Consider the following 18,418-nt stretch of genomic DNA (forward strand, 5'->3'; position numbering starts at 1 on the left):
AAAGCCAACCCTTTTGCGCGGTTTTGGATTTAAATCACGCCGATTTTGATTAGAGCTTAATCATTCTGAACGGTATCTGAACCGAGCGCATCCAATTCTTCTGGCTGCTGAAATGCCTGTTGGATGCTTTTTGTCACTGCCTGCCCCTCTTCAGGGCTATTTATGACATAAGGAATAATCATTACCATAAGCTCGGTTCGGGCTGATGAATTGCTGTCAGCACGAAAAAGCCGCCCAAGTATAGGCATTTTTCCTAGCCATGGAACCCCTACATCGCCCAATGACTTAGAACTGGAGATCAAACCACCGATTAAAATCGAGCCACCATCTTGAAGCGTGACGGTTGTCTGGATTTTGCGGTTGAAGATACTAGGGGAGTCGATACCGCTACTCTCGTTCGGCTGCGCTTCGCTGAGCTCTTGATCTATCTCAATATCAACATGGCCAGATGCATGAACCACTGGCGAGACAGTTAAACGTACGCCTGTTTTTCGGTTGGTAATGCTCGGAGGAACGACTAAGCCACCGGTAGTGACACCACTGGACGAACTCAAGGTTGGAATTTCTGTACCTACATCTATAGTGGCCTGTTGGCCGCTCTTCACCATTAGGCGCGGACGCGAGCGAATTTCGGCGCGCTTGTTTTCATAAAATAGATTGAGCATCGCACGGGTTTCTCCCGCACTATCCAAGGTTGCACTTAAACCTGAGGAGCCAATCCCCATACCACCCAAGGTGCCCAACACTGAACCGTATACTTTGCCACCGACTTTTTGCGATCCGTTGGCGACAAACTCAAAACCCGTCTGCTCTTTGTCATTCAGGGTAACTTCTGCCAATAAGACCTCAATGAGAACCGATGGAGCGGCTTTGTCCAGAGTTTGAATTACCGGGAGCATATCGAGCCATGCCTGACCACTCCCTTTGAAGATAATAGTATTGCGGTTAGTATCCACCACAAAGTTACCACCATTGACCCGCGCGCTCGCACCTTGAGCACCAGAGCCTTGCTGCCCGGAGTTTTGTGACCCAGAGTTACTGGTTACATCGGAAATCGCACTACCGGAATCCACTCCACCAGAACGGGTATTACTGGTGCTTCCGCCATTTTCAAAGCTGTTAAGCAGTTCAACAATATGCGCTGCATCCGTATTACGCACTTCGTAAGTGAAGATTCCTTGATCAATACTCATTTGTTGGCGGCGATCCAGCACCTCCACCCAGTCACGAACATGGTTAATTATTTGCTGTGTTGAGGCGAAAACAACCAGTTGATTAGTGCCGGCTAATGGAATCAATATAATTGAGCCCAACTGTGAATTCATTTGCGCATCATAACCCTCAGCATTAAGCACCTGCTGGAGGTTTCTGCTGAGCGCATCAACCTTGACGTAAGCAGGCTCAATACTGGCTGAAAATTTGCCGCGCATCATTGGCTGATCAAGCACTTCTATTATTGCAAGCGCTTGATTCACCAAGTCTGGCTTACCTTTAAGCAGGACTGCATTACGACTCGAGTCTTCATTAACTTGTATATCTTTCCCTGTTAATGCATCACGCACCCAACTAGCCACTTTGGAATTGGTAACCACCTTCAAAGGTACAAACATAAAAATTGGGCGATGCGATTGAGGCACTTCCGGCAAGGTACGACCACTTACCAACAAAGGCGTCTCACCTAGAGTAATGTTTTTATCGATTACAAAGCTCAACACATCACCTTGCTGTGAAATCGCTACGCCGTAAGTATTCAGAGTGCGTGCCGCCACACGAAACAACTCTTCAGGCGGAACAGCCTCTATTAAACGCAAAGTGACCAGATCCTCTTGCTTCTCTATTTGTGGATCGAGCGTGAACGACAAACCTAACTGCTCACCAAAGACCTCATTAATAAAGACAGGCAGTGGCATGTTGTGATAATTGCCAGCGATGGGCGCACCTTTCAAACCCAGTGACAACTCTTGCGCCTGTGCGTCTGCAGTGGTTCTACCAAAAGTGACTGATGGCCCCGCTTTAATTTTGGTTTGGGGTGTCACTTGCTGAGATTGCGGCTGGCTAGCGATAGTATTGAATTCTCTAGGCTCACGCAGTGGATCGATTCCTGCCAGTTCCCGCCCCTTTTCTGCAGCAGTAGGTGTGTGCCAGAAAGTACTGCAGCCGCTAAGCGCCATGAGCACACTGAGCGAGATGACAGTTTTCAAGCTAACTATTGGGAGCGAACAGGTACTAAAGCTGAACATTATGATGACTTCCCGACTTGCGATGATGTTGGACTTTAATGGGCGGGTAGTTTGATTAACTAAGTGACGGCGCGCAAGGCTTGTGTGAAAACCTATGGATCCCCGCAAGCGGGGATGACGACTACTTACTAAACGCAGATTGCCGCAGGTGGGGATGGCGACTGACTGTTATTTGGCTTTGGGTTGATACATCTTGAGGGTTTGGGTTTCATTGCCCTGTTGGATTTCAACCTGATTGTGGCTGATGTGTTTGACAACCCAATCGCCGACCAATGTATCGCCCTCAGTTAATTGGCGAATGGCAGGCTTAGTGGTGCTGCCGGCAGGGGCAATAAGAGGAAGAAATAGTGCGTAGGTTTTATCACCTTTCGCGACCAGACCTGTCAGGCGCAGACTTTCAGGTTTACCTTCCAAGGCTTTGAGTGGATCTTCCGCTGGTGCGGCAGCAATGGCGGCACCTGCTTCAGTAAACCAGCGCGGTTTCTGCGACACAACTATAAATTGCGCCGCTGCGTCGTCGGTCTGGGGAAGAACCGAGGCTTGCCATTCGTTCTCTGTGGCGCTGCGTTGATCTGAGAAGCCCAACAATACCCAGAGCAGACCCACCACAAAACCCACCGCTAGTGCACTTGCAATCAGTTGATAGAGTTTTTGTTCGTGTTGCGGTAAGTGTGCAAAGTTAAGGCGCAGCATTGGTTGCCTCCGCGGTGTCATCGGCGGTGGAGAAATAAGCTGTTACCAGCAAGCTGAGTTGGCCAGCGCGTTGCGGGCTGTAGGCAAAACGCTCAACCAGAAGCGCGCGCCTATCTTCCGCCATAGCGCGCATCAGCGGGTCAATCTGCGCCACATCAATCATCGCCGACACATCGGCACTGACTTTTAATAGGGTTTCACCACCCAGCACGAGTGTTTCTGTAGGAGCGAGGCGCAAGCGCAAGCCATCAACATTGTAATTGGCCATTAATTGGCGCAGATAATTTTGTAAATCTGCTTCGGCCAAGCCGGGGGTTTTGGCTTTCCACAGCCGCTGGCTGAGCTGCTGGGCCACTTCGGTTTCTGCCGCCTCACGCTCTGGCCACTCAGTTTCAGATTTAAGCTGCTGCAGTTTGACCGCAGTGCGTTGCAATTGGTTGATGCCCTGCTGCTGTTCTGCGCGCCATTCGCCCAGACTAAGCGCAAAGTAAATGAGGAAGATATAGAGCACACCCCAGAGCATCCAACGAAGCCTTGGGTTGGCATTGGCTTGTTGCTGGAATTGCAGCCAGTGAGGCAGAAGAGCTTTGTGCAGATTCTCAAACATCGCTATCGCCCTCGCTTACGGCAGTGGGCAAATTAAACAACACCCGGGTTTGATCCGGCGTAATGCCCGGTTCAACCCGTACATCGACAAATGCGGTATTGGCGGTGCAGGCTTCGATCAGCGCGCGGGTGTCCAGCCCTTCTTTTTGCAAGACTAGGGCAAGCTGGCCGCGCTGGTATTGCCAATCGAGAATGACAAAATCAAAATCGGCGAGACACTGGTGTACTTGCGCCGATAAAAATAAGGGCGAGGGTGCTGCGATCAAATCCGTCACCGCCCGATTAAATTCTTGTTGCCGCAATGCGCCATCGCGCTGGTTAACCAAATCAAACATAGCCTCGTTTTGTGCGGCGACAGATGAGGCTAACCAAGACTCTTTGACTAAAGTCCCCGCCCCCATGCCCAACTCCAAGGTAACCCAAACCAGCAATATTCCGGCGATAAGTTTGGTCGCCACCGATTCGCTGGTGAGCGTCTCTTTGCTCCAGAAGGGTTTTTCATTCCAGGGGCGCGCTAACAAAGTGGCATCTGCCTCAGCCCATTCCACCCGATCCAGACTATAGCCACAGGTGCGGACAAAATCGGCTTGCGCGCGCGCATCAGGCCATTGTGGCAACCAACGGGTGTGGCGCAAATTACCTGCATCCCAATATTGCAATTCCCAGCCAAACAAGCAGGTTTGGATGCGAAACCCCTGCTCAAACGGGGCCTGCAACAGTGTTTCGGGCAAGACAGATGTGGGTAACGCAGGATCTCGTTCGCGTCGGCTGCGGATCGCGCTCTCATCCCAAAACCAGATTTGTGCGCGACCCGCCTCCTGCACCACCCAACTCGCCGGATGACTGAAGGGACTTGCTTGCTGCAAACGCTGCTGAATCAGGTTATTGCGCAGAGCATTGGGCACTGCGGTGAGGTCTATGTATAAATAGAAGAGATATTGACGCGGGATAATCAACCGCGCGGATTCCAGCTGCGTGCTGGCACTTGCTACCGGAAGGTCGCTGAGCAGACTGGCGCCGTCAGCGGTCATCACCCAGGGTGTGGCCAAAGAGGGTTGTTTGCTGAAGGACCGAAGGTTCATGATCACGCCTATTTATCGGGGCTTGGTATTGATAGTTAATTTGCCATGGACCATAGGGGCCAGCGGGCGTTAATTGTAGGCTAATCACTTCCGCTTGTCCCTCATCTAAATTCCATAGGCAAACTTGAAATTCAGTACCAAAGAAAAAGCGTGTATTTTCGTCGGTCAATCCATCAGAAATACCAGAACGCAAAAAAAAGTCATCTAAATTCATGAACGGATTTTTGTGCCGCTCGCTAACCAACTGCTCGGCCATTTCTTCGGTAACACCAAAATAAGCCTGCATAAGAGATTTAGGCATGCTATTGGGGTTTATCATTGAGTAACGCCGTACGCTCAACCACTCTTGCAACTTAAATTGTGGATTCAAATTCAACCAAGACGCCCATCCATACACGCGCTGCAATTCAATTTCTGAACGCAAATAATCATTGGTCGGTAATGCAAGACCGGCGCGCGCATACTCATACTTTTCTGCCCCCGCCAAACTCAGCGTATCGTTTGCGTCAATATAATCCTGCAATGCTGTTAAAAGTTGCCGGTTAATTTGTGCATTTGGTTCTTGATTGCCCATGAGCCGCTGCAAGTCATAATTATCAGGAGCATTTAACGCAACCAGCCCCATTAGGTCCTGAATATAAAACGCACTTTTTCCCAAGCCCAAGTAGCTGGTACCGTCCAATAACATTTCATCACCAACTGGATCAGTATTCAGCGTTCCTTCTTCTACATTTATGTATTCAAAAATACTCTGCTTGGCCAGCGTCATGCCCGCGCGGGTTAAGCGAGACGTGGCCAACACATAAAATAATGTTTGTTTTGTAGAGTGGAGATCTAATTGCTGTTGTAAATGCGACTTTGCTTGTATGCCAATCTTTATTTTCTCTTGTACATAATGATGGAATATTCCAGCGATGATCAGAATAATTGCCACTGACCAGAGCACAGCGACCAGAATAAACCCCTTCTGTGTCGAAACAATCACTGCTGGTTTTCTATTATTCCCGACCATACATTTTTTCATCAGCGGTAATTATGGCTCTCAGCCTTGTCTCTGTTGCAACTACAAAATTTAGCAATTTATCTCCCTGACGAACCTGCAATCTGATAGCGCTGGGTAAGGCCATGGGCTCACCTTTTGATGACAACCACCGATCACGCCATTTTTTTTCAAGATCCAAATACTGAAATTGTCCTTTTGCACCAGCCCATGTATTCACTATGAAGTGCTGCGCACCTTCGCGGTACCCAAGCACTAAATTGCCGCCCTTAATATTCAATTCCCACGCAATACGAGTCTTCACTCCTGAATTTTCCAGCAATGCATTGTAAGTATATGTAGACAGCTGATCTTGATTACCTTCCAGACCAAGGTCTTTAGGGCGCATAGCAACCTGCGATTGGAGTGTTGAAGCAAACCAACGATAAGCAAATGCTTGTTGATACGCACTAGCCTGATTTTTTACTACGCGCTGGTACAGCCCAAGTGAATACCCAAAACCCTGCATTACTACAGTGACCACCATGGCAACTATAATCAGAACTACCAGCATCTCAATCAAAGTGAATGCACTTTGACTGCGCAAACCTACTTTAGGGAACAAAGTCATCTTCATTCTTTTTCGGCTCCCGCGCTTGATACCAAGCTGTTTGACGATAACTGTAAGTCGCTACAACTTGACCGCCTTTATTTAAATCAACGACAACCCGATACAACCCCAAGTCATAAATTCCCACCGTCCCACGCGGAGACAAGCCCTGTGACCATGGTTCCACCAACTCTGCCCGCCACCGCACCTGATAGCCCGCAACATCAAACAAACCGTCACTCTCATTACGCAAATCTACTAACTTAAGCCGCTCGATGACTGAATTAACCACAAACTCCGATTCAGCGACCACTACAACGCGATTAAGCGAAATCAAATTAGTATTGATCCAACTGTAGATACCCATAGCCGCCATGGAGAAAATTACTAAGGCGACCATCGCTTCTACCAGCGTAAAACCAAGTTTCGAATTAATCATTTTCACGCGGCTCACAGTAAGGAGGATCGAGCTGCAAGCGGCGCTTGATGCCATTTAGCTCTACATCTATCTGCCCTCCCAAACAAACGCCATTCAATCGGTAATAGATTGGCTGATCGAGGCGCAGCTTGAGCTGGCCATTCAATTCCAAGCCCTCATTGACTAGCGACTGGAGTGCATCCTCTGGTCGAAGAGTAATATTTTGTTGGCGTGTATAGGCCTTAAGAGGAAGTGAAGAAAGAAGCTGTATTAAGCGCTCCTGCTCGGATTTATCCTGAAACCGCTCATAAATCGCAGGCAAGCGCGGTAGCACCAGCGCGCTGGTGAGCCCGAGAATCATTAGTACCACCAATAATTCAATCAGGGTAAAACCGGCGCGCGGGTTCATAGAATCCTCGTGCGGGCTACTTGGTTGCCAAGCCTATATCGGCATCCAAGCCCTCACCGCCGGGTTTGGCATCGGCACCCAATGAATAGAGGGTGAAATCTTGCAGGCCATTTTTTTCGCGGCGATATTGGTAGGCGGTACCCCAGGGATCAAGCGGGATTTCTTCATCCAGATAGGGGCCTTTCCAGTTTTGCTGGGCGCGGGCGCTGTCGGGTGAGCGGATGATCGCCCCCAAACCCTCTTGAGTGCTCGGGTACTCGCCCATATCCAAACGATAGGTTTGCAGTGCCGATTTGAGGAGCTTGATCTGGGTTTCCACGGTTTTGACTTTGGCGCCATCCACCTTGCCAAACATTTTGGGGCCAACCAGACCGGCCAGCAGGCCGAGAATGACCAGTACCACCAAAAGTTCGATCATGGTGAAGCCGCGCTGATGAGTCTTAGTGTTTTGCATAGATTTCCTCTGGAAATAAATGTTCATGTTAAATCGCCACGTCATTAACGCTGGTGATAGCTTGGATCAAGCCCAAAATAATCACCCCCACCGCAATACCAATAAAGACAATAGCAAGGGGTTCGATCATTAACAACAGGCGCTTCATGCGGTTTTTGCCTGAGTTTTCGTAGATTTTCGCCACCGCTTGCAGCATTTCCGCCAAGCGCCCGGTTTTTTCGCCCGCGCGGATCAGGTTGTAAGCGGTGGCATTCAAGATTTGGTTGTCTTGCAGCGCCTTGGACAATGTGCCGCCCGACTGTACCGCGTTGAGCGCCGATAACAGTGCTTTGCTGCGGCGGGTATTTTTGACGCTGGAGCGCGCCAGATCCAATGCTTTGGTCAGTTCGATATGGCTCGCCAGCATCGCCGCCATGACCGATGACCAGCGTGCAATATCCGATTCCGCTAACCAGCGGCCAAAAATCGGGAAGCCGGCGAGCTTATCGAGTAGCGCTTGGCGCACAGCAGGTTTGGCAAATTGCATCCCAGCCATCACCGCTAAAATCACCACCAGCGCCGCAACCCAATAGAAGTTTTCATTCAACCATAAACCGGTTGAAAGCACCGCCGTTGCCAACATCGGCAACTCTTGTTTGCCATCCATTAAATTGGCGAACTTTGGGACTACAAAAACAAAAATAAGTGCCACTGCACTCAGGCCGGACAGCACCAGAATCGCCGGGTAAATCAGCGCATTGCGCAGCTCGTTGACAACCGAGAGATCGTACTCCATCTGCTCTACGCCGCGGCGCATAGTCGCACCCAACTGGCCGGATGCCTCGCCCGCTTCCACCAACTGGATGAAATAGGAAGGCAATTGCAGATCCGCAGCGCGCAATGCATTGCCAAAGCTGGCGCCACGCTGCAATTGCTCAGAGGCGGATTGGTAAAACCGGCGCAATTTGGGATGGGAGTCAGCTTCATGGAGGGATTGCAGCGCTTCGGCGATAGATACGCCCGACTCCAACATGGTGGTCAATTCAAACAGCGAGATGGTGATGTCTTCGCGGCTGAGTTTTTTGCGCAAACCGCCCTGCTCTTCTTCGCGCGGCGTGACCGTGAGTGGCTGCAGATTTTTCTCACGGATCAGGCGCGCGGCTTCGCGCTCGTCGCTGGCATCTATCACTCCGACGATCACGGCTTGGTTTTGGTCGAGCGCCTTGTAGCTAAATTGCACTGGTCGCTCCCTTATTCCGCATCAATATTGGTGGCGCGCATCACTTCTTCCACTGTGGTCAGGCCTTTTGCGGCTTTGATCAGGCCGTCCTGATACATCGATCTGTGTCCCTGCCGCCGCGCCAGTTTGCGCATTTCAGTCACCGGGGTATTGGCGATAATCATGTCGTGCAGTTCGGTGGAGATGGGCACAATTTCGTACACCCCCATACGACCTGAGTAACCTGTGTGATTGCAGGCGGCACAGCCAACCGCATCCACCCAGTTAGGGGCAAAGTCGCGCCCAAGTTTGGCAAATTCGGCGCTGATCGACTCAGGTACCTGGGCCGGTTTGGCGCAATGTTTACAGACTTTACGCACCAGCCGCTGAGCCTGCACCGCTTTAATCGGCGCGGCGACCAAGAAGGGCTCCACGCCCATATCAATCAAGCGGGTAAAAGCAGAGAGCGAGTCGTTGGTATGCAGGGTCGATAGCACCAAGTGACCAGTCAGCGCTGACTGAATCGCAATTTGTGCTGTTTCCAAATCTCGTATTTCACCCACCATGATCACATCCGGATCCTGCCGCAAAAATGCACGTAGGGCTTTGGCAAAGGTGTAGCCAATTTCAGCGTGCGCTTGCACCTGAGTAATGCCGGGCAATTGGTACTCTACTGGATCTTCTACGGTGAGTATTTTGCGTGTGCCGTCGGTCGCTTCTTGCAGCGCGGCATAGAGGGTGGTGGATTTACCCGAGCCGGTCGGGCCGGTGACCAGCACTATGCCGTTGGATTCTTGCATCAGCGCGCCGACCAGATCCATATGATCCTGCTCCAGCCCGAGGGTTTGCAGGGACAGCTCTTTGCGATCTTTCGGCAGCAGACGCATGACGATAGATTCGCCGTGCACACCCGGTAGGGTCGAGACACGCACATCCATCTCGCGACCATTCACACGAGTGGTGATACGGCCATCCTGTGGTAAACGGCGCTCGGCAATGTCTATCTCAGAAATCAGTTTTACCCGCGAAGCGACGGCGGGATAGCGGTCAATCGGCTGCTCCAGATGGGTTTGCAGCACACCGTCCACACGCAAGCGCACGCGGAAGACTTCCACCTGCGGATCGAGGTGGATATCCGAAGCGTTAAAGGCCACGGCTTTGGAAAAAATATTGTTGACCAGTTCAACCACCGGCGCCTCTTCCGCCATTTCGCGCAGGCCTTTGGTCTCGCTGCCCTCGGCAAAAAACCGTTCAGCGGTGAGCTCTTTGCGCAGATAGTCGATCAGAATATCGAGGCTATGGCTTGATACGAGGCAGGGCTTAATCTCATGCTCTGGATAGTGGTAACTAATGACATCGCGCACAAACGGCGAGAGTGGATCGCGCCCCGTGTAATGCAACTCTTGCTCGACCGGGCTCCAGATGAGTACACGGTTATCGATGCACCAGTTGATATCGATTTTGGACGATTTAATAAAGTGAAATAGCGCGCTCGCATCGGGCATTTCTTTGCCCGCCTGCACCACCGGTATTTCCAGCTGCTGCGACAGCACATCGAGCAGCGACTCTTCGGAAATCGAACCCATGCGCACCAGACCTGCGCCTATACGACCACCAACAGACTGCTGTAATTGCAGCGCCTTTTTGATGTCGTCCGGCTGCACCAGCCCGCGCTCGATTAACAATTCACCGATCAGTTTATTCACGCGTTCAATTCACTCTCGTCATTTTTGGAGAAGGGAGTCGTCATTTTCACCCAAAATCCAACATCAGGGGGGAGTCGTCATCCTCGCACAGCGGGGATCCATAGGTCTTAATAAAAAAGCAAAAGCTGGACTCCCGCGAGCGGGAGTGACGGGGTGCTTTCTTTGTAGCCCGCACATGAAAGTTATGATGCGCCAGTTTATTAAGGCCTCACAAATGGCTTGGCATACTACTGCAAAACGCGCCACTTGCCCATGCGCCACGCCGCGCAACTAATGCACCGGCGGCGCTGATCGGCTATGCTCGCTCACCGTTAAATTGCACATCAGGTTCAGTTGTGACTCCAGCTATCTCCACCATTATTGTCAATTACAACGCCGGCGCAGGTCTGGTGAGCTGCATTCAATCGGTTATCGACCAAGTGGGCGAAGTAATTCTGGTGGATAACGCCTCGCGCGATAACAGCATCGCGCTGGTGGAAACACAGTTTGCGGGCGATGGGCGCCTGCGCATTATCCGCAATGACACTAATCTGGGCTTCGCTGCTGCCTGCAATATAGGTGCGCGTGCGGCGCAGCATCCCTACTGGTTTTTTCTCAATCCCGATTGCCTGTGTGCCGCTGGCAGTGTCGCGGAGCTATACCGTGTACTCACCGCCAATCCCAAGGCAGGCATGGTAGGCGGATTATTATTGAATCCCGATGGCAGTGAACAGGCCGGCGGGCGCCGCTTAACGCCCACGCCGAGCCGAACATTGGTAAGCGCTCTCGGCTTGCGGCGTTTTGCCAAGCGCTGGCCAACATTATTGGTGGATTTTAATTTGCACCAACAGCCATTGCCGGATCTGCCGGTCAGTGTAGAGGCCATCTCCGGGGCCTGTATGCTGGTGAAGCCCGAAGCGGTGGCTCAAGTTGGCCTGTGGGACGATGAGTATTTTCTGCACTGCGAAGATCTGGATTGGTGCATACGGTTTGTGCGCGCCGGTTGGGAAATTCTGTTTGTGCCCTCTGCACCCATCACCCATGCGCAGGGTGTGTGCAGCAAAAGCCGCCCGCTGTTTGTGGAGTGGCATAAACACAAAGGCATGACGCGCTTTTATCGCAAATTTTTTCGCGAATCTTATTCGCTGCCACTGCTGTGGTTGGTGATTGCGGCGATTTGGGGCAGATTTGCACTTATCGCCGCGATCAGCACTGTCAAAAAACTCATCTGGCGCAGCTAACAGGCGGATAGATATGGCAATTTTTCCAATTTGACCAATACTTAAAGGCAGTTTTGCCAAATTGGATACCGCCCTGTCATGAATGATAAGCACTTTAATACTGGTTTGTTGGTTGCGATTTTGGCGACGATCATAACCATTTTGGCTCCCAACTATTTTCCGCAAAAGCGCCTTACAATTTGGCCGAATACAGACCTTATTACCTACTTTTATGCATCCAAGCAAAGCGATGGAACTCCCTCGGCTTTTTGGCTGAACCAAGAGCAAAGTCTATGGCGCTGCGTTTATCCTGAAGACAATAAAAATGAGTATTTTGCCTGTAGCTTTAATATATTGTTCGGCCAAAACCTATTTGACAGTATAAATATTGAAGAATACACCTATCTAAACTTTAAAATTAATTACTCCGGTAGCGCAAAAATTTTACGCATTTTTATTCGCAACGCAGACCCAGCCTACTCCACCAAAGAAGATGCCAACAGCACTAAATTTCACTCGCTGGTGCTGCATACCAAAGATTTAAAAGAAGAAGTTCAAATTCATATAGACGAATTTGTTGTTGCCGACTGGTGGTTAGGGCAATACGACATCTCACGTCATCTATCGCGACCAGATCTTAGCCACAGTGTAGTTTTAGGCATTGATTTTGTAGAAGGTTATCAACCAGGCAACCATGATATTAAAATCGAAAAAATTGAATTTGTGGGCGAGTGGATCAGCGAGGAGCATTGGTATCTGTTTATTCTTGGCTGCTGGATGCTAGGCATATTTTCATATGCCATTGTGCGCTTAGTACAACTACATCAACAGACCAAATACGATGTGCAAATCATCAACCAGCTCAGCGATAACAACGCCCAATTACAGCTGGAGACGGATAAATTTCGCCGCCTGTCTACGGTTGACCCCCTCACTCAAGCTTACAACCGTTTTGGTATAGACCAAATTGTTGCAACCTTAATGAATTTCAATAAAGGAAAAAAAGAAAATAAAAGCGCGCCGGATTTTGCGCTAATAGTTGTGGATATAGACCACTTTAAACGTATCAACGATCGGCGCGGTCACGACACAGGTGACCGGGTATTACAAAAAATTTCAGCAATCATTAGCACAGGCATACGTAAACAAGATTTTCTCGGCCGCTGGGGCGGCGAAGAGTTTGTTGTAATTATGCCAAGTACGCGCAAAGAATTTGCCATCGCTCTGGCCGAAAAAATTCGCATGATGATTTACGATACTGTGTTTGAACCAGACAACCCACTTGCGGTTACCGCCAGCTTTGGCGTTAGCGATAAATTGGCCAATGAGGATTTTGCAACCACCTTTAAACGCGCTGATAAAGCACTGTATGAAGCGAAAGCTCAGGGAAGAAATTGTTGCGTCATAGCGGATGATGAATTGCCTTTGTAATTTTATTTCGTCGTTCATATCCACTGCGACTGAATTACTCCCTTTGATTACATCTCCCTCCGTCACTCCCGCTTGCGGGAGTCCAGCTTTTGATTTTAAGACCTATGGATCCCCCCACGCGGGGATGACGACTCCCAACCTTAGACTTATTCTTTGAAGCGCAATAAAAAACCCGCCGCAGCGGGTTTTTTATTTTCTATTAAGAAGCGCAGAGTTACAGCTGATCAAAATGATCCGTCAACAAACAATCGAAGCGCCTAGCATCGTACTCCACCAGGCGCGCCACATCGTGCGACTGAATGATGTTTTTCTCTACCGCATCTTTTGCTAATTCTTCAGTAGTGGCACCGGTAATTTTTCCGCTGTTTTTGGCTTTGAGGAAAGTATTCCATACCGAGCCCAATGACAGCAGTAACTGATAGGTGCTCTCTACACGACCAAATGCATCCTGCGGGTCATGGCTAACATAGAGATACTGCGCAAGCATTTGCCGCACCGGATTTTCTTCCATTATCAAATCGCCCAGCTCGCGAATCAAATCATCATTCGGTTTGCTCACGATTTTGCCGTAAGGCATAGCGATAAAACGAACCATTTTAGCGAGCCATTTGAGCGGGAAGTTATCGGAAAAATCACGCAGTGCTTCTTGTGCGATAAACAGCGAACGCGTCAACGCATATTCGGCATGTGCATCTTCCGCACGAGTGCGCGCATGGGCTGAGTGGAATTTCAAAATCGAACTGGCGATAAACAATTGGCTGTGCACATCACCTAAACGCGCCGACAAGAGTTCGCGGCGTTTTAAATTACCGCCCAGCACACCCAATGCAATATCCGACATAGAGGCCAGTGCAGCACTCAATAAGTTAATGCGCTGATACCAACGCTTACTGAAATCATCTGCATTAGCAGGCACGCTGCTAAAACGCCCACCGAGGAAGCCCAGCAGTTTAGTGCGCAGCATATTGTTGCAAATATGACCGAGGTGGCTGATGAATAATTTGTCGAACTTTTTCAGCCCTTCCGCCGAATTTTCCAACTGCATGGTGAGCATTTCTTCAAACAGGAAGGGATGGCAGCGCATCGCGCCCTGGCCAAAAATCATCAGTGAGCGCGTTAAAATATTCGCACCTTCCACGGTGATCGCCACCGGTACTGAGTGATAGGAAGCCACCAGAAAATTGCGCGGACCTTTTTGAATCGCACGGCCGCCAACTATATCCATCGAGTGTTCAACGGATCGGCGCATCATTTCCGTCGCATGGTATTTTGCCATCGCGGTCATTACGGCTGGCGCACCGGTTTCCAAACCTTTGGTGACAAATTGACGCATGGCTTCAAGTGCATAACCACTTGCCGCAATATCCGCCGATGCCTCTTGTACACCTTCGAATTTACCCACTTCGGTATTGAATTGACGGCGAATGCGCGCATAGGCACCAACCATACGGTAATTCATTTCACCGCTCGCCGTGGATAGTGCAGGCAAGGATACACCGCGGCCAGCGCCAAGGCATTCAATCAACATGCGCCAGCCCTTGCCGGCCATTGCCGCGCCACCAATTATCCAATCGACAGGGATAAATACATCGGTGCCAAAAATCGGCCCGTTCATAAACGGCGAACCGGGGTTGTGGCGTTTGCCAATTTCCACGCCCGGGTGTTTAGCCGGAATCAGCGCACAGGTAATGCCGTATTCTTTTTTACTCGGATCGCCCAGCAGACCTTCAGGGTCATAAACTTTGAATGCAAGGCCCACCACGGTTGCCACTGGCGCAAGGGTGATCCAACGCTTGCTAAAGGTAAGCTTCAAGCCGATAACTTCTTTACCTTCATGCATACCTTTACAGACTATACCGGTGTCGGGAATCGAACCGGCATCGGAGCCAGCTTCTGGGCCAGTCAAACCAAAACAGGGAATTTCGGTGCCGTTAGCCAAACCCGGCAACCAGCGCTGGCGCTGCTCTTCGGTGCCGTATTTTACCAGCAATTCACCTGGCCCAAGGGAGTTGGGCACCATGGCGGTGACCGCTGCGGTGCCCGAGCGGCTGGCAATTTTGCTCATGATGCGGCTTTGCGCGTAGGGGCTAAAATCGCGCCCGCCGTATTCTTTAGGAATGATTAAGCCAAAGAAATTTTTATCTTTCAGATATTGCCAAGCCTCTGCCGGCAAATCTTTCAGGTCATTTTGGATTTTCCATTCATCCAGCAGTGAACATAATTCTTCCACTTCGTTGTCGATAAAACTCTGCTCAGCGGCGGTGAGTTGCGGCAGGCTGATTTGCGCAAATTCATTCCAATCTGGGCGGCCACTAAACAACTCTTTTTCCCACCAGGTTGTACCTGCTTCCAATGCATCGCGCTCGGTTGCGCTGATCGGCGGCATGGATTTTTTCAACATGGAAAATACTGGTTTAGTCAGTATTGCGCGGCGCACAGAACCAACATTTAACACCACCAGCACCAACACTAGAGGCGCAACTAACCAGGGCGATAAGAGCACGGGCGTGACCGCGCCCAACACCAACCAGGCAATAATCACAATAGAGGAGGCAGCAGCCAGTGCCACCTGACGATAGATCAATACGGCAACCAAGGCCCATATCGCCAACAAAGAAAGCAATAACATCATTTTTAAGACCCCTGAAAGGTTTTGTTTTGGTGAGTTTCCGGTGAGAACTCTACCCTTAACCTTAGCTCAATACCGTTAAGTTGGTGAGATTTCCTGCGTAGATTTGGCTCCTGGTGCACTTGAATGCACCAGAACACATCATTCCGGCGCAATTGCCATGCGGCAGCGAAACAAATCTACTTCCAGTTCATCGATCGCCAAGGCGGTGTCATCTATCAATTCAATACGGCTATCCAGCAGCTCTGGTTCACGAGCTGGCTCAGCATCTGGCGCGTTTTCCAACATCAGCGGCTTAACGCTGAGCACACCATTTTCGGCATTAAACATGTACACGCCCTGATCGGTATTCATCACCGCTTTGGCGCGCACCATGTTCAACCCGGTCATCCAGCCAAACAGCTGGTTGAAATCAAACCGGATTGTGGGCTGGAACATCCAGCCACAGGAATAGAAACCCTGCCCCTGATTTTCGCGGCGCAAGTAATCCTGCCCCTCGGGCAATTGAATCGCGGCATTGTAGAGTTCGCGCTGGGGCTGCAGGCGATTGTTGCGCTGCGCAGCATGGAGCTGGGGATTATTCAGCGTGTGTGCGGTGCGTGGATAATCCAGCCAGGCCACTTCAAGTTGCCCCTGTTGCACACTAAACGCGGCCTGTTTGGGTGGATTAAATTGCGCCACCAGCACATCAAAATTCGCGCGATCATCCTGCGAACACAAATCGATTTTATTGGCGACCAGTACATCGGCTACCGCAATTTGATCTTTGAAATTGGCATTTTCAGCGTAGCGTTTATCGTCAAGCTTGCGCGGATCAACCAGCGTGATAGTCGCGCGCAAATCCAATACCGTGTCGTAATATTCGCCGATAAGTGTGTTGATAATTTCTTCCGGGTGCCCCAATCCAGTTGGTTCAATAATGATGCGGTCGGGTTTGGTTTTGGCGATCAGCATATTCAAGGCGATTTTCATTGGCAGCCCCGCCACACAGCAAATACAACCGCCAGGTACTTCGCGCACATGGGCATTGGTATTTTTTAGCAGTGCGCCATCGATACCAATTTCACCAAATTCATTGACCAGCACTGACCAAACTTCATCGACCGGTTTAGTGCTGAGCAGATGGGTAATCGCGGTGGTTTTTCCTACTCCTAAAAAGCCGGTGATGATATTGGTGGGGATAAGTTTGCGCCCGACAGCAGCATCGGGCGCGGAGAGGTTTTCAGTAGTCATAGGGCTAGCCTTGGTCAACAGAGTGCGAGCATTCTACACAGCTGCGGTGCGCGGCCAAGCCTAAACCTTAGCGGGTGATACTTATATCCTGCACATTCACCTTGCCTGCACCGCCACCGCTCCCCGTTGTTTTAGTCGCGGCGGCTTGCGGTTGGATAGTCACCGTAGAACCTGACTCAGGCACCACCAGGTTATAGAGTACGGGTGTTGCCTTATCTACCGATTTGGTGATGGTCATAGGTTTATGCTGACGTTTACCCGTTGGTAAACCGCTCGCCGCATCGCGCGGACTGACAATCGCCTGACTCAACTCCACACTGGAGCTCACCGCAGTGCCTTTTTCATCGCACACCTGCACCTGGTAAGTGCCGGCGGCCAAATCACTTAATGTGCAAGTACCGGCCGGGCAGTGCACAACTCTTGATTCACCTTTTATATCGCCGATTTTTATATACATATCAGATGCGGCAACTGCAGCCAAAGGTGCAAATGCGCTTAACAAAAAACTGCCCACAATAATACGAATGTGCTTATTCATGATGATCTCCTCTGGTGATAGATGCTGTCGCGGGACTGCAAAACCTGGAGCAGCGCTGGTAGTACAACCACAAAACCTAATCGCCTTGTGGATAGCTTTTAGCCTACGCCTAACCCATGAATTCAATCTGAACAAATCAGGTGAAAAAGTCACAGCGCCCGGCAGCTTAAGAATAGACACGCGATTACAGAGGCTGTCTATTTTCTATACCAAACCTGTCACCTTAGGTTACAAAATATGTAACCGTTTACAAGTTTTTCACACCACAATTAAATACTGACAGATAATTTACACTCACCTGTAAAAAATACCTTAGCAATCAACCTTGGAAAAAATAATCGTTTAAAATCATTAACATATAAAACAAATAGAATCGAAATTAAAATGTAACTGTCGCAAAATTAGTCATTTTTTAATAGATAAAATATTAACCCTACAGTTTTAACTGCCACAAACCGTTTGAAAATGTAAACGATTACATCTAGGATTCCGCCATCTCAGTGGAGGACGTGGCACAACTCCATAACGCCCTCGTCCCGACTGAGTACCTGCCAACCCAACCCCGCAGGGACAAGATCACTCAAAACAAGCCACATAAAAAGTCAAAACTAGAGGACGCCACATGAACAGTTCTACAAGTTTTAATCGAAAGCTGCTCTCCACTATGATCGCCGCCTGCATTGCCACTGGTGCTTATGCACAGGGCGATTCAGTCGAAGAAGTTGTTGTCACCGGTGTGCGCGGCGCACAGGAAAAAGCGATCGATGTGAAACGCAACTCCGCACAAATCGTCGATTCAGTCGCTGCCGAAGACATAGGCAAACTGCCTGACACCACCATCGCCGACTCGCTCCAGCGTATTACCGGTATTCAAATCCAGCGCAGCGGCGGCCAAGGGAGTGTGGTGAGCGTACGTGGTATGGGGCAGGTGTTGAGCACCATGAACGGCGAATATTTTCTAACGCCCGCCAGCATGACCACTAACGGCGTGAA

Annotated in this window: 17 protein-coding genes; 3 read left to right on the forward strand and 14 right to left on the reverse strand. The window is 50.0% G+C overall.

Translation table 11 applies throughout. The annotated features are described in order from the left end of the window. Nucleotides 1–56: 56 nt before the first annotated feature. The 11 genes from AWU77_RS04905 to AWU77_RS04955 all read right to left on the reverse strand — a co-directional run bounded on the left by AWU77_RS04905 (nucleotide 57) and on the right by AWU77_RS04955 (nucleotide 10,395). Nucleotides 57–2,201: a secretin N-terminal domain-containing protein gene (locus AWU77_RS04905; RefSeq protein WP_193747499.1), complete on the reverse strand. Its 2,145-nt coding sequence runs from the start codon at nucleotides 2,199–2,201 to the stop codon at nucleotides 57–59. A gap of 207 nt (nucleotides 2,202–2,408) precedes the next feature. Next, nucleotides 2,409–2,933 (reverse strand): hypothetical protein, encoded by a 525-nt coding sequence (locus tag AWU77_RS04910; RefSeq protein ID WP_062059899.1) that lies wholly within the window; start codon nucleotides 2,931–2,933, stop codon nucleotides 2,409–2,411. Next, the gene (locus AWU77_RS04915) at nucleotides 2,920–3,540 is read right to left on the reverse strand and encodes a hypothetical protein (RefSeq protein WP_062059902.1); all 621 of its coding nucleotides are present in this window, start codon (nucleotides 3,538–3,540) and stop codon (nucleotides 2,920–2,922) included. The genes AWU77_RS04910 and AWU77_RS04915 overlap by 14 nt, the downstream gene beginning before the upstream one ends. Next, nucleotides 3,533–4,621: a hypothetical protein gene (locus AWU77_RS04920; protein WP_152625270.1), complete on the reverse strand. Its 1,089-nt coding sequence runs from the start codon at nucleotides 4,619–4,621 to the stop codon at nucleotides 3,533–3,535. Before AWU77_RS04920 ends, AWU77_RS04915 begins: the two co-directional genes overlap by 8 nt. Further along, on the reverse strand, nucleotides 4,560–5,633 hold the full coding sequence (locus tag AWU77_RS04925; RefSeq protein ID WP_062059906.1) for a general secretion pathway protein GspK: 1,074 nt from the start codon (nucleotides 5,631–5,633) through the stop codon (nucleotides 4,560–4,562). Before AWU77_RS04925 ends, AWU77_RS04920 begins: the two co-directional genes overlap by 62 nt. Next, nucleotides 5,620–6,237: a type II secretion system protein gene (locus AWU77_RS04930; RefSeq protein WP_084618078.1), complete on the reverse strand. Its 618-nt coding sequence runs from the start codon at nucleotides 6,235–6,237 to the stop codon at nucleotides 5,620–5,622. Before AWU77_RS04930 ends, AWU77_RS04925 begins: the two co-directional genes overlap by 14 nt. Further along, nucleotides 6,215–6,649, reverse strand: coding sequence for a type II secretion system protein J (locus AWU77_RS04935; protein ID WP_062059911.1), 435 nt, complete (start codon nucleotides 6,647–6,649; stop codon nucleotides 6,215–6,217). The genes AWU77_RS04930 and AWU77_RS04935 overlap by 23 nt, the downstream gene beginning before the upstream one ends. Further along, on the reverse strand, nucleotides 6,642–7,037 hold the full coding sequence (locus tag AWU77_RS04940; RefSeq protein ID WP_062059913.1) for a Tfp pilus assembly protein FimT/FimU: 396 nt from the start codon (nucleotides 7,035–7,037) through the stop codon (nucleotides 6,642–6,644). The genes AWU77_RS04935 and AWU77_RS04940 overlap by 8 nt, the downstream gene beginning before the upstream one ends. A 16-nt stretch (nucleotides 7,038–7,053) precedes the next feature. Continuing rightward, entirely contained in the window at nucleotides 7,054–7,491 is a 438-nt protein-coding gene (gspG, locus tag AWU77_RS04945) for a type II secretion system major pseudopilin GspG (protein ID WP_062059915.1), read from the reverse strand. Between the two features lie 28 nt (nucleotides 7,492–7,519). Further along, nucleotides 7,520–8,710, reverse strand: coding sequence for a type II secretion system F family protein (locus AWU77_RS04950; protein WP_062059917.1), 1,191 nt, complete (start codon nucleotides 8,708–8,710; stop codon nucleotides 7,520–7,522). A gap of 11 nt (nucleotides 8,711–8,721) precedes the next feature. Continuing rightward, nucleotides 8,722–10,395 carry a GspE/PulE family protein gene (locus AWU77_RS04955; RefSeq protein WP_202966625.1) on the reverse strand — a complete coding sequence of 558 codons (1,674 nt, stop codon included), beginning with the start codon at nucleotides 10,393–10,395 and terminating at the stop codon, nucleotides 8,722–8,724. A 335-nt stretch (nucleotides 10,396–10,730) separates the two neighbouring features. Between AWU77_RS04955 and AWU77_RS04960 the strand changes: the two genes are divergently transcribed. Both AWU77_RS04960 and AWU77_RS04965 read left to right on the forward strand, forming a co-directional pair. Continuing rightward, on the forward strand, nucleotides 10,731–11,615 hold the full coding sequence (locus tag AWU77_RS04960) for a glycosyltransferase family 2 protein (protein ID WP_062059921.1): 885 nt from the start codon (nucleotides 10,731–10,733) through the stop codon (nucleotides 11,613–11,615). A 78-nt stretch (nucleotides 11,616–11,693) separates the two neighbouring features. Further along, nucleotides 11,694–13,025, forward strand: coding sequence for a GGDEF domain-containing protein (locus AWU77_RS04965; RefSeq protein WP_062059923.1), 1,332 nt, complete (start codon nucleotides 11,694–11,696; stop codon nucleotides 13,023–13,025). A gap of 214 nt (nucleotides 13,026–13,239) precedes the next feature. On the opposite strand, the gene AWU77_RS04970 is transcribed toward AWU77_RS04965, so the two are convergent. From AWU77_RS04970 to AWU77_RS04980, 3 genes are all read right to left on the reverse strand, one after another. Continuing rightward, on the reverse strand, nucleotides 13,240–15,657 hold the full coding sequence (locus AWU77_RS04970; protein ID WP_238582306.1) for an acyl-CoA dehydrogenase: 2,418 nt from the start codon (nucleotides 15,655–15,657) through the stop codon (nucleotides 13,240–13,242). A 138-nt stretch (nucleotides 15,658–15,795) separates the two neighbouring features. Next, a complete protein-coding gene (locus tag AWU77_RS04975; RefSeq protein WP_062059925.1) occupies nucleotides 15,796–16,887 on the reverse strand; it encodes a GTP-binding protein in 1,092 nt (363 codons plus the stop codon). Between the two features lie 67 nt (nucleotides 16,888–16,954). Then, a complete protein-coding gene (locus tag AWU77_RS04980; protein WP_062059927.1) occupies nucleotides 16,955–17,425 on the reverse strand; it encodes a type VI secretion system tube protein Hcp in 471 nt (156 codons plus the stop codon). Nucleotides 17,426–18,047: 622 nt separating this feature from the next. On the opposite strand from AWU77_RS04980, the gene AWU77_RS04985 reads away from it, so the two are divergent. Then, nucleotides 18,048–18,418 (forward strand): TonB-dependent receptor plug domain-containing protein (locus tag AWU77_RS04985; RefSeq protein WP_152625271.1); only part of this gene is annotated, 371 nt, incomplete at its 3' end.

Source organism: Cellvibrio sp. OA-2007, from assembly GCF_000953825.1.
In the GTDB taxonomy this organism is placed as follows: Bacteria; Pseudomonadota; Gammaproteobacteria; order Pseudomonadales; family Cellvibrionaceae; genus Cellvibrio.

Bases quoted from the DNA above. Each gene is read 5' to 3' on its own strand.
- AWU77_RS04910 (WP_062059899.1), bottom strand. From the start codon at position 2,933: ATGCTGCGCCTTAACTTTGCACACTTACCGCAACACGAACAAAAACTC.
- AWU77_RS04915 (WP_062059902.1), bottom strand. From the start codon at position 3,540: ATGTTTGAGAATCTGCACAAAGCTCTTCTGCCTCACTGGCTGCAATTC.
- AWU77_RS04920 (WP_152625270.1), bottom strand. From the start codon at position 4,621: ATGAACCTTCGGTCCTTCAGCAAACAACCCTCTTTGGCCACACCCTGG.
- AWU77_RS04925 (WP_062059906.1), bottom strand. From the start codon at position 5,633: ATGGTCGGGAATAATAGAAAACCAGCAGTGATTGTTTCGACACAGAAG.
- AWU77_RS04930 (WP_084618078.1), bottom strand. From the start codon at position 6,237: ATGAAGATGACTTTGTTCCCTAAAGTAGGTTTGCGCAGTCAAAGTGCA.
- AWU77_RS04935 (WP_062059911.1), bottom strand. From the start codon at position 6,649: ATGATTAATTCGAAACTTGGTTTTACGCTGGTAGAAGCGATGGTCGCC.
- AWU77_RS04940 (WP_062059913.1), bottom strand. From the start codon at position 7,037: ATGAACCCGCGCGCCGGTTTTACCCTGATTGAATTATTGGTGGTACTA.
- gspG (WP_062059915.1), bottom strand. From the start codon at position 7,491: ATGCAAAACACTAAGACTCATCAGCGCGGCTTCACCATGATCGAACTT.
- AWU77_RS04965 (WP_062059923.1), top strand. From the start codon at position 11,694: ATGAATGATAAGCACTTTAATACTGGTTTGTTGGTTGCGATTTTGGCG.
- AWU77_RS04970 (WP_238582306.1), bottom strand. From the start codon at position 15,657: ATGATGTTATTGCTTTCTTTGTTGGCGATATGGGCCTTGGTTGCCGTA.
- AWU77_RS04975 (WP_062059925.1), bottom strand. From the start codon at position 16,887: ATGACTACTGAAAACCTCTCCGCGCCCGATGCTGCTGTCGGGCGCAAA.
- AWU77_RS04980 (WP_062059927.1), bottom strand. From the start codon at position 17,425: ATGAATAAGCACATTCGTATTATTGTGGGCAGTTTTTTGTTAAGCGCA.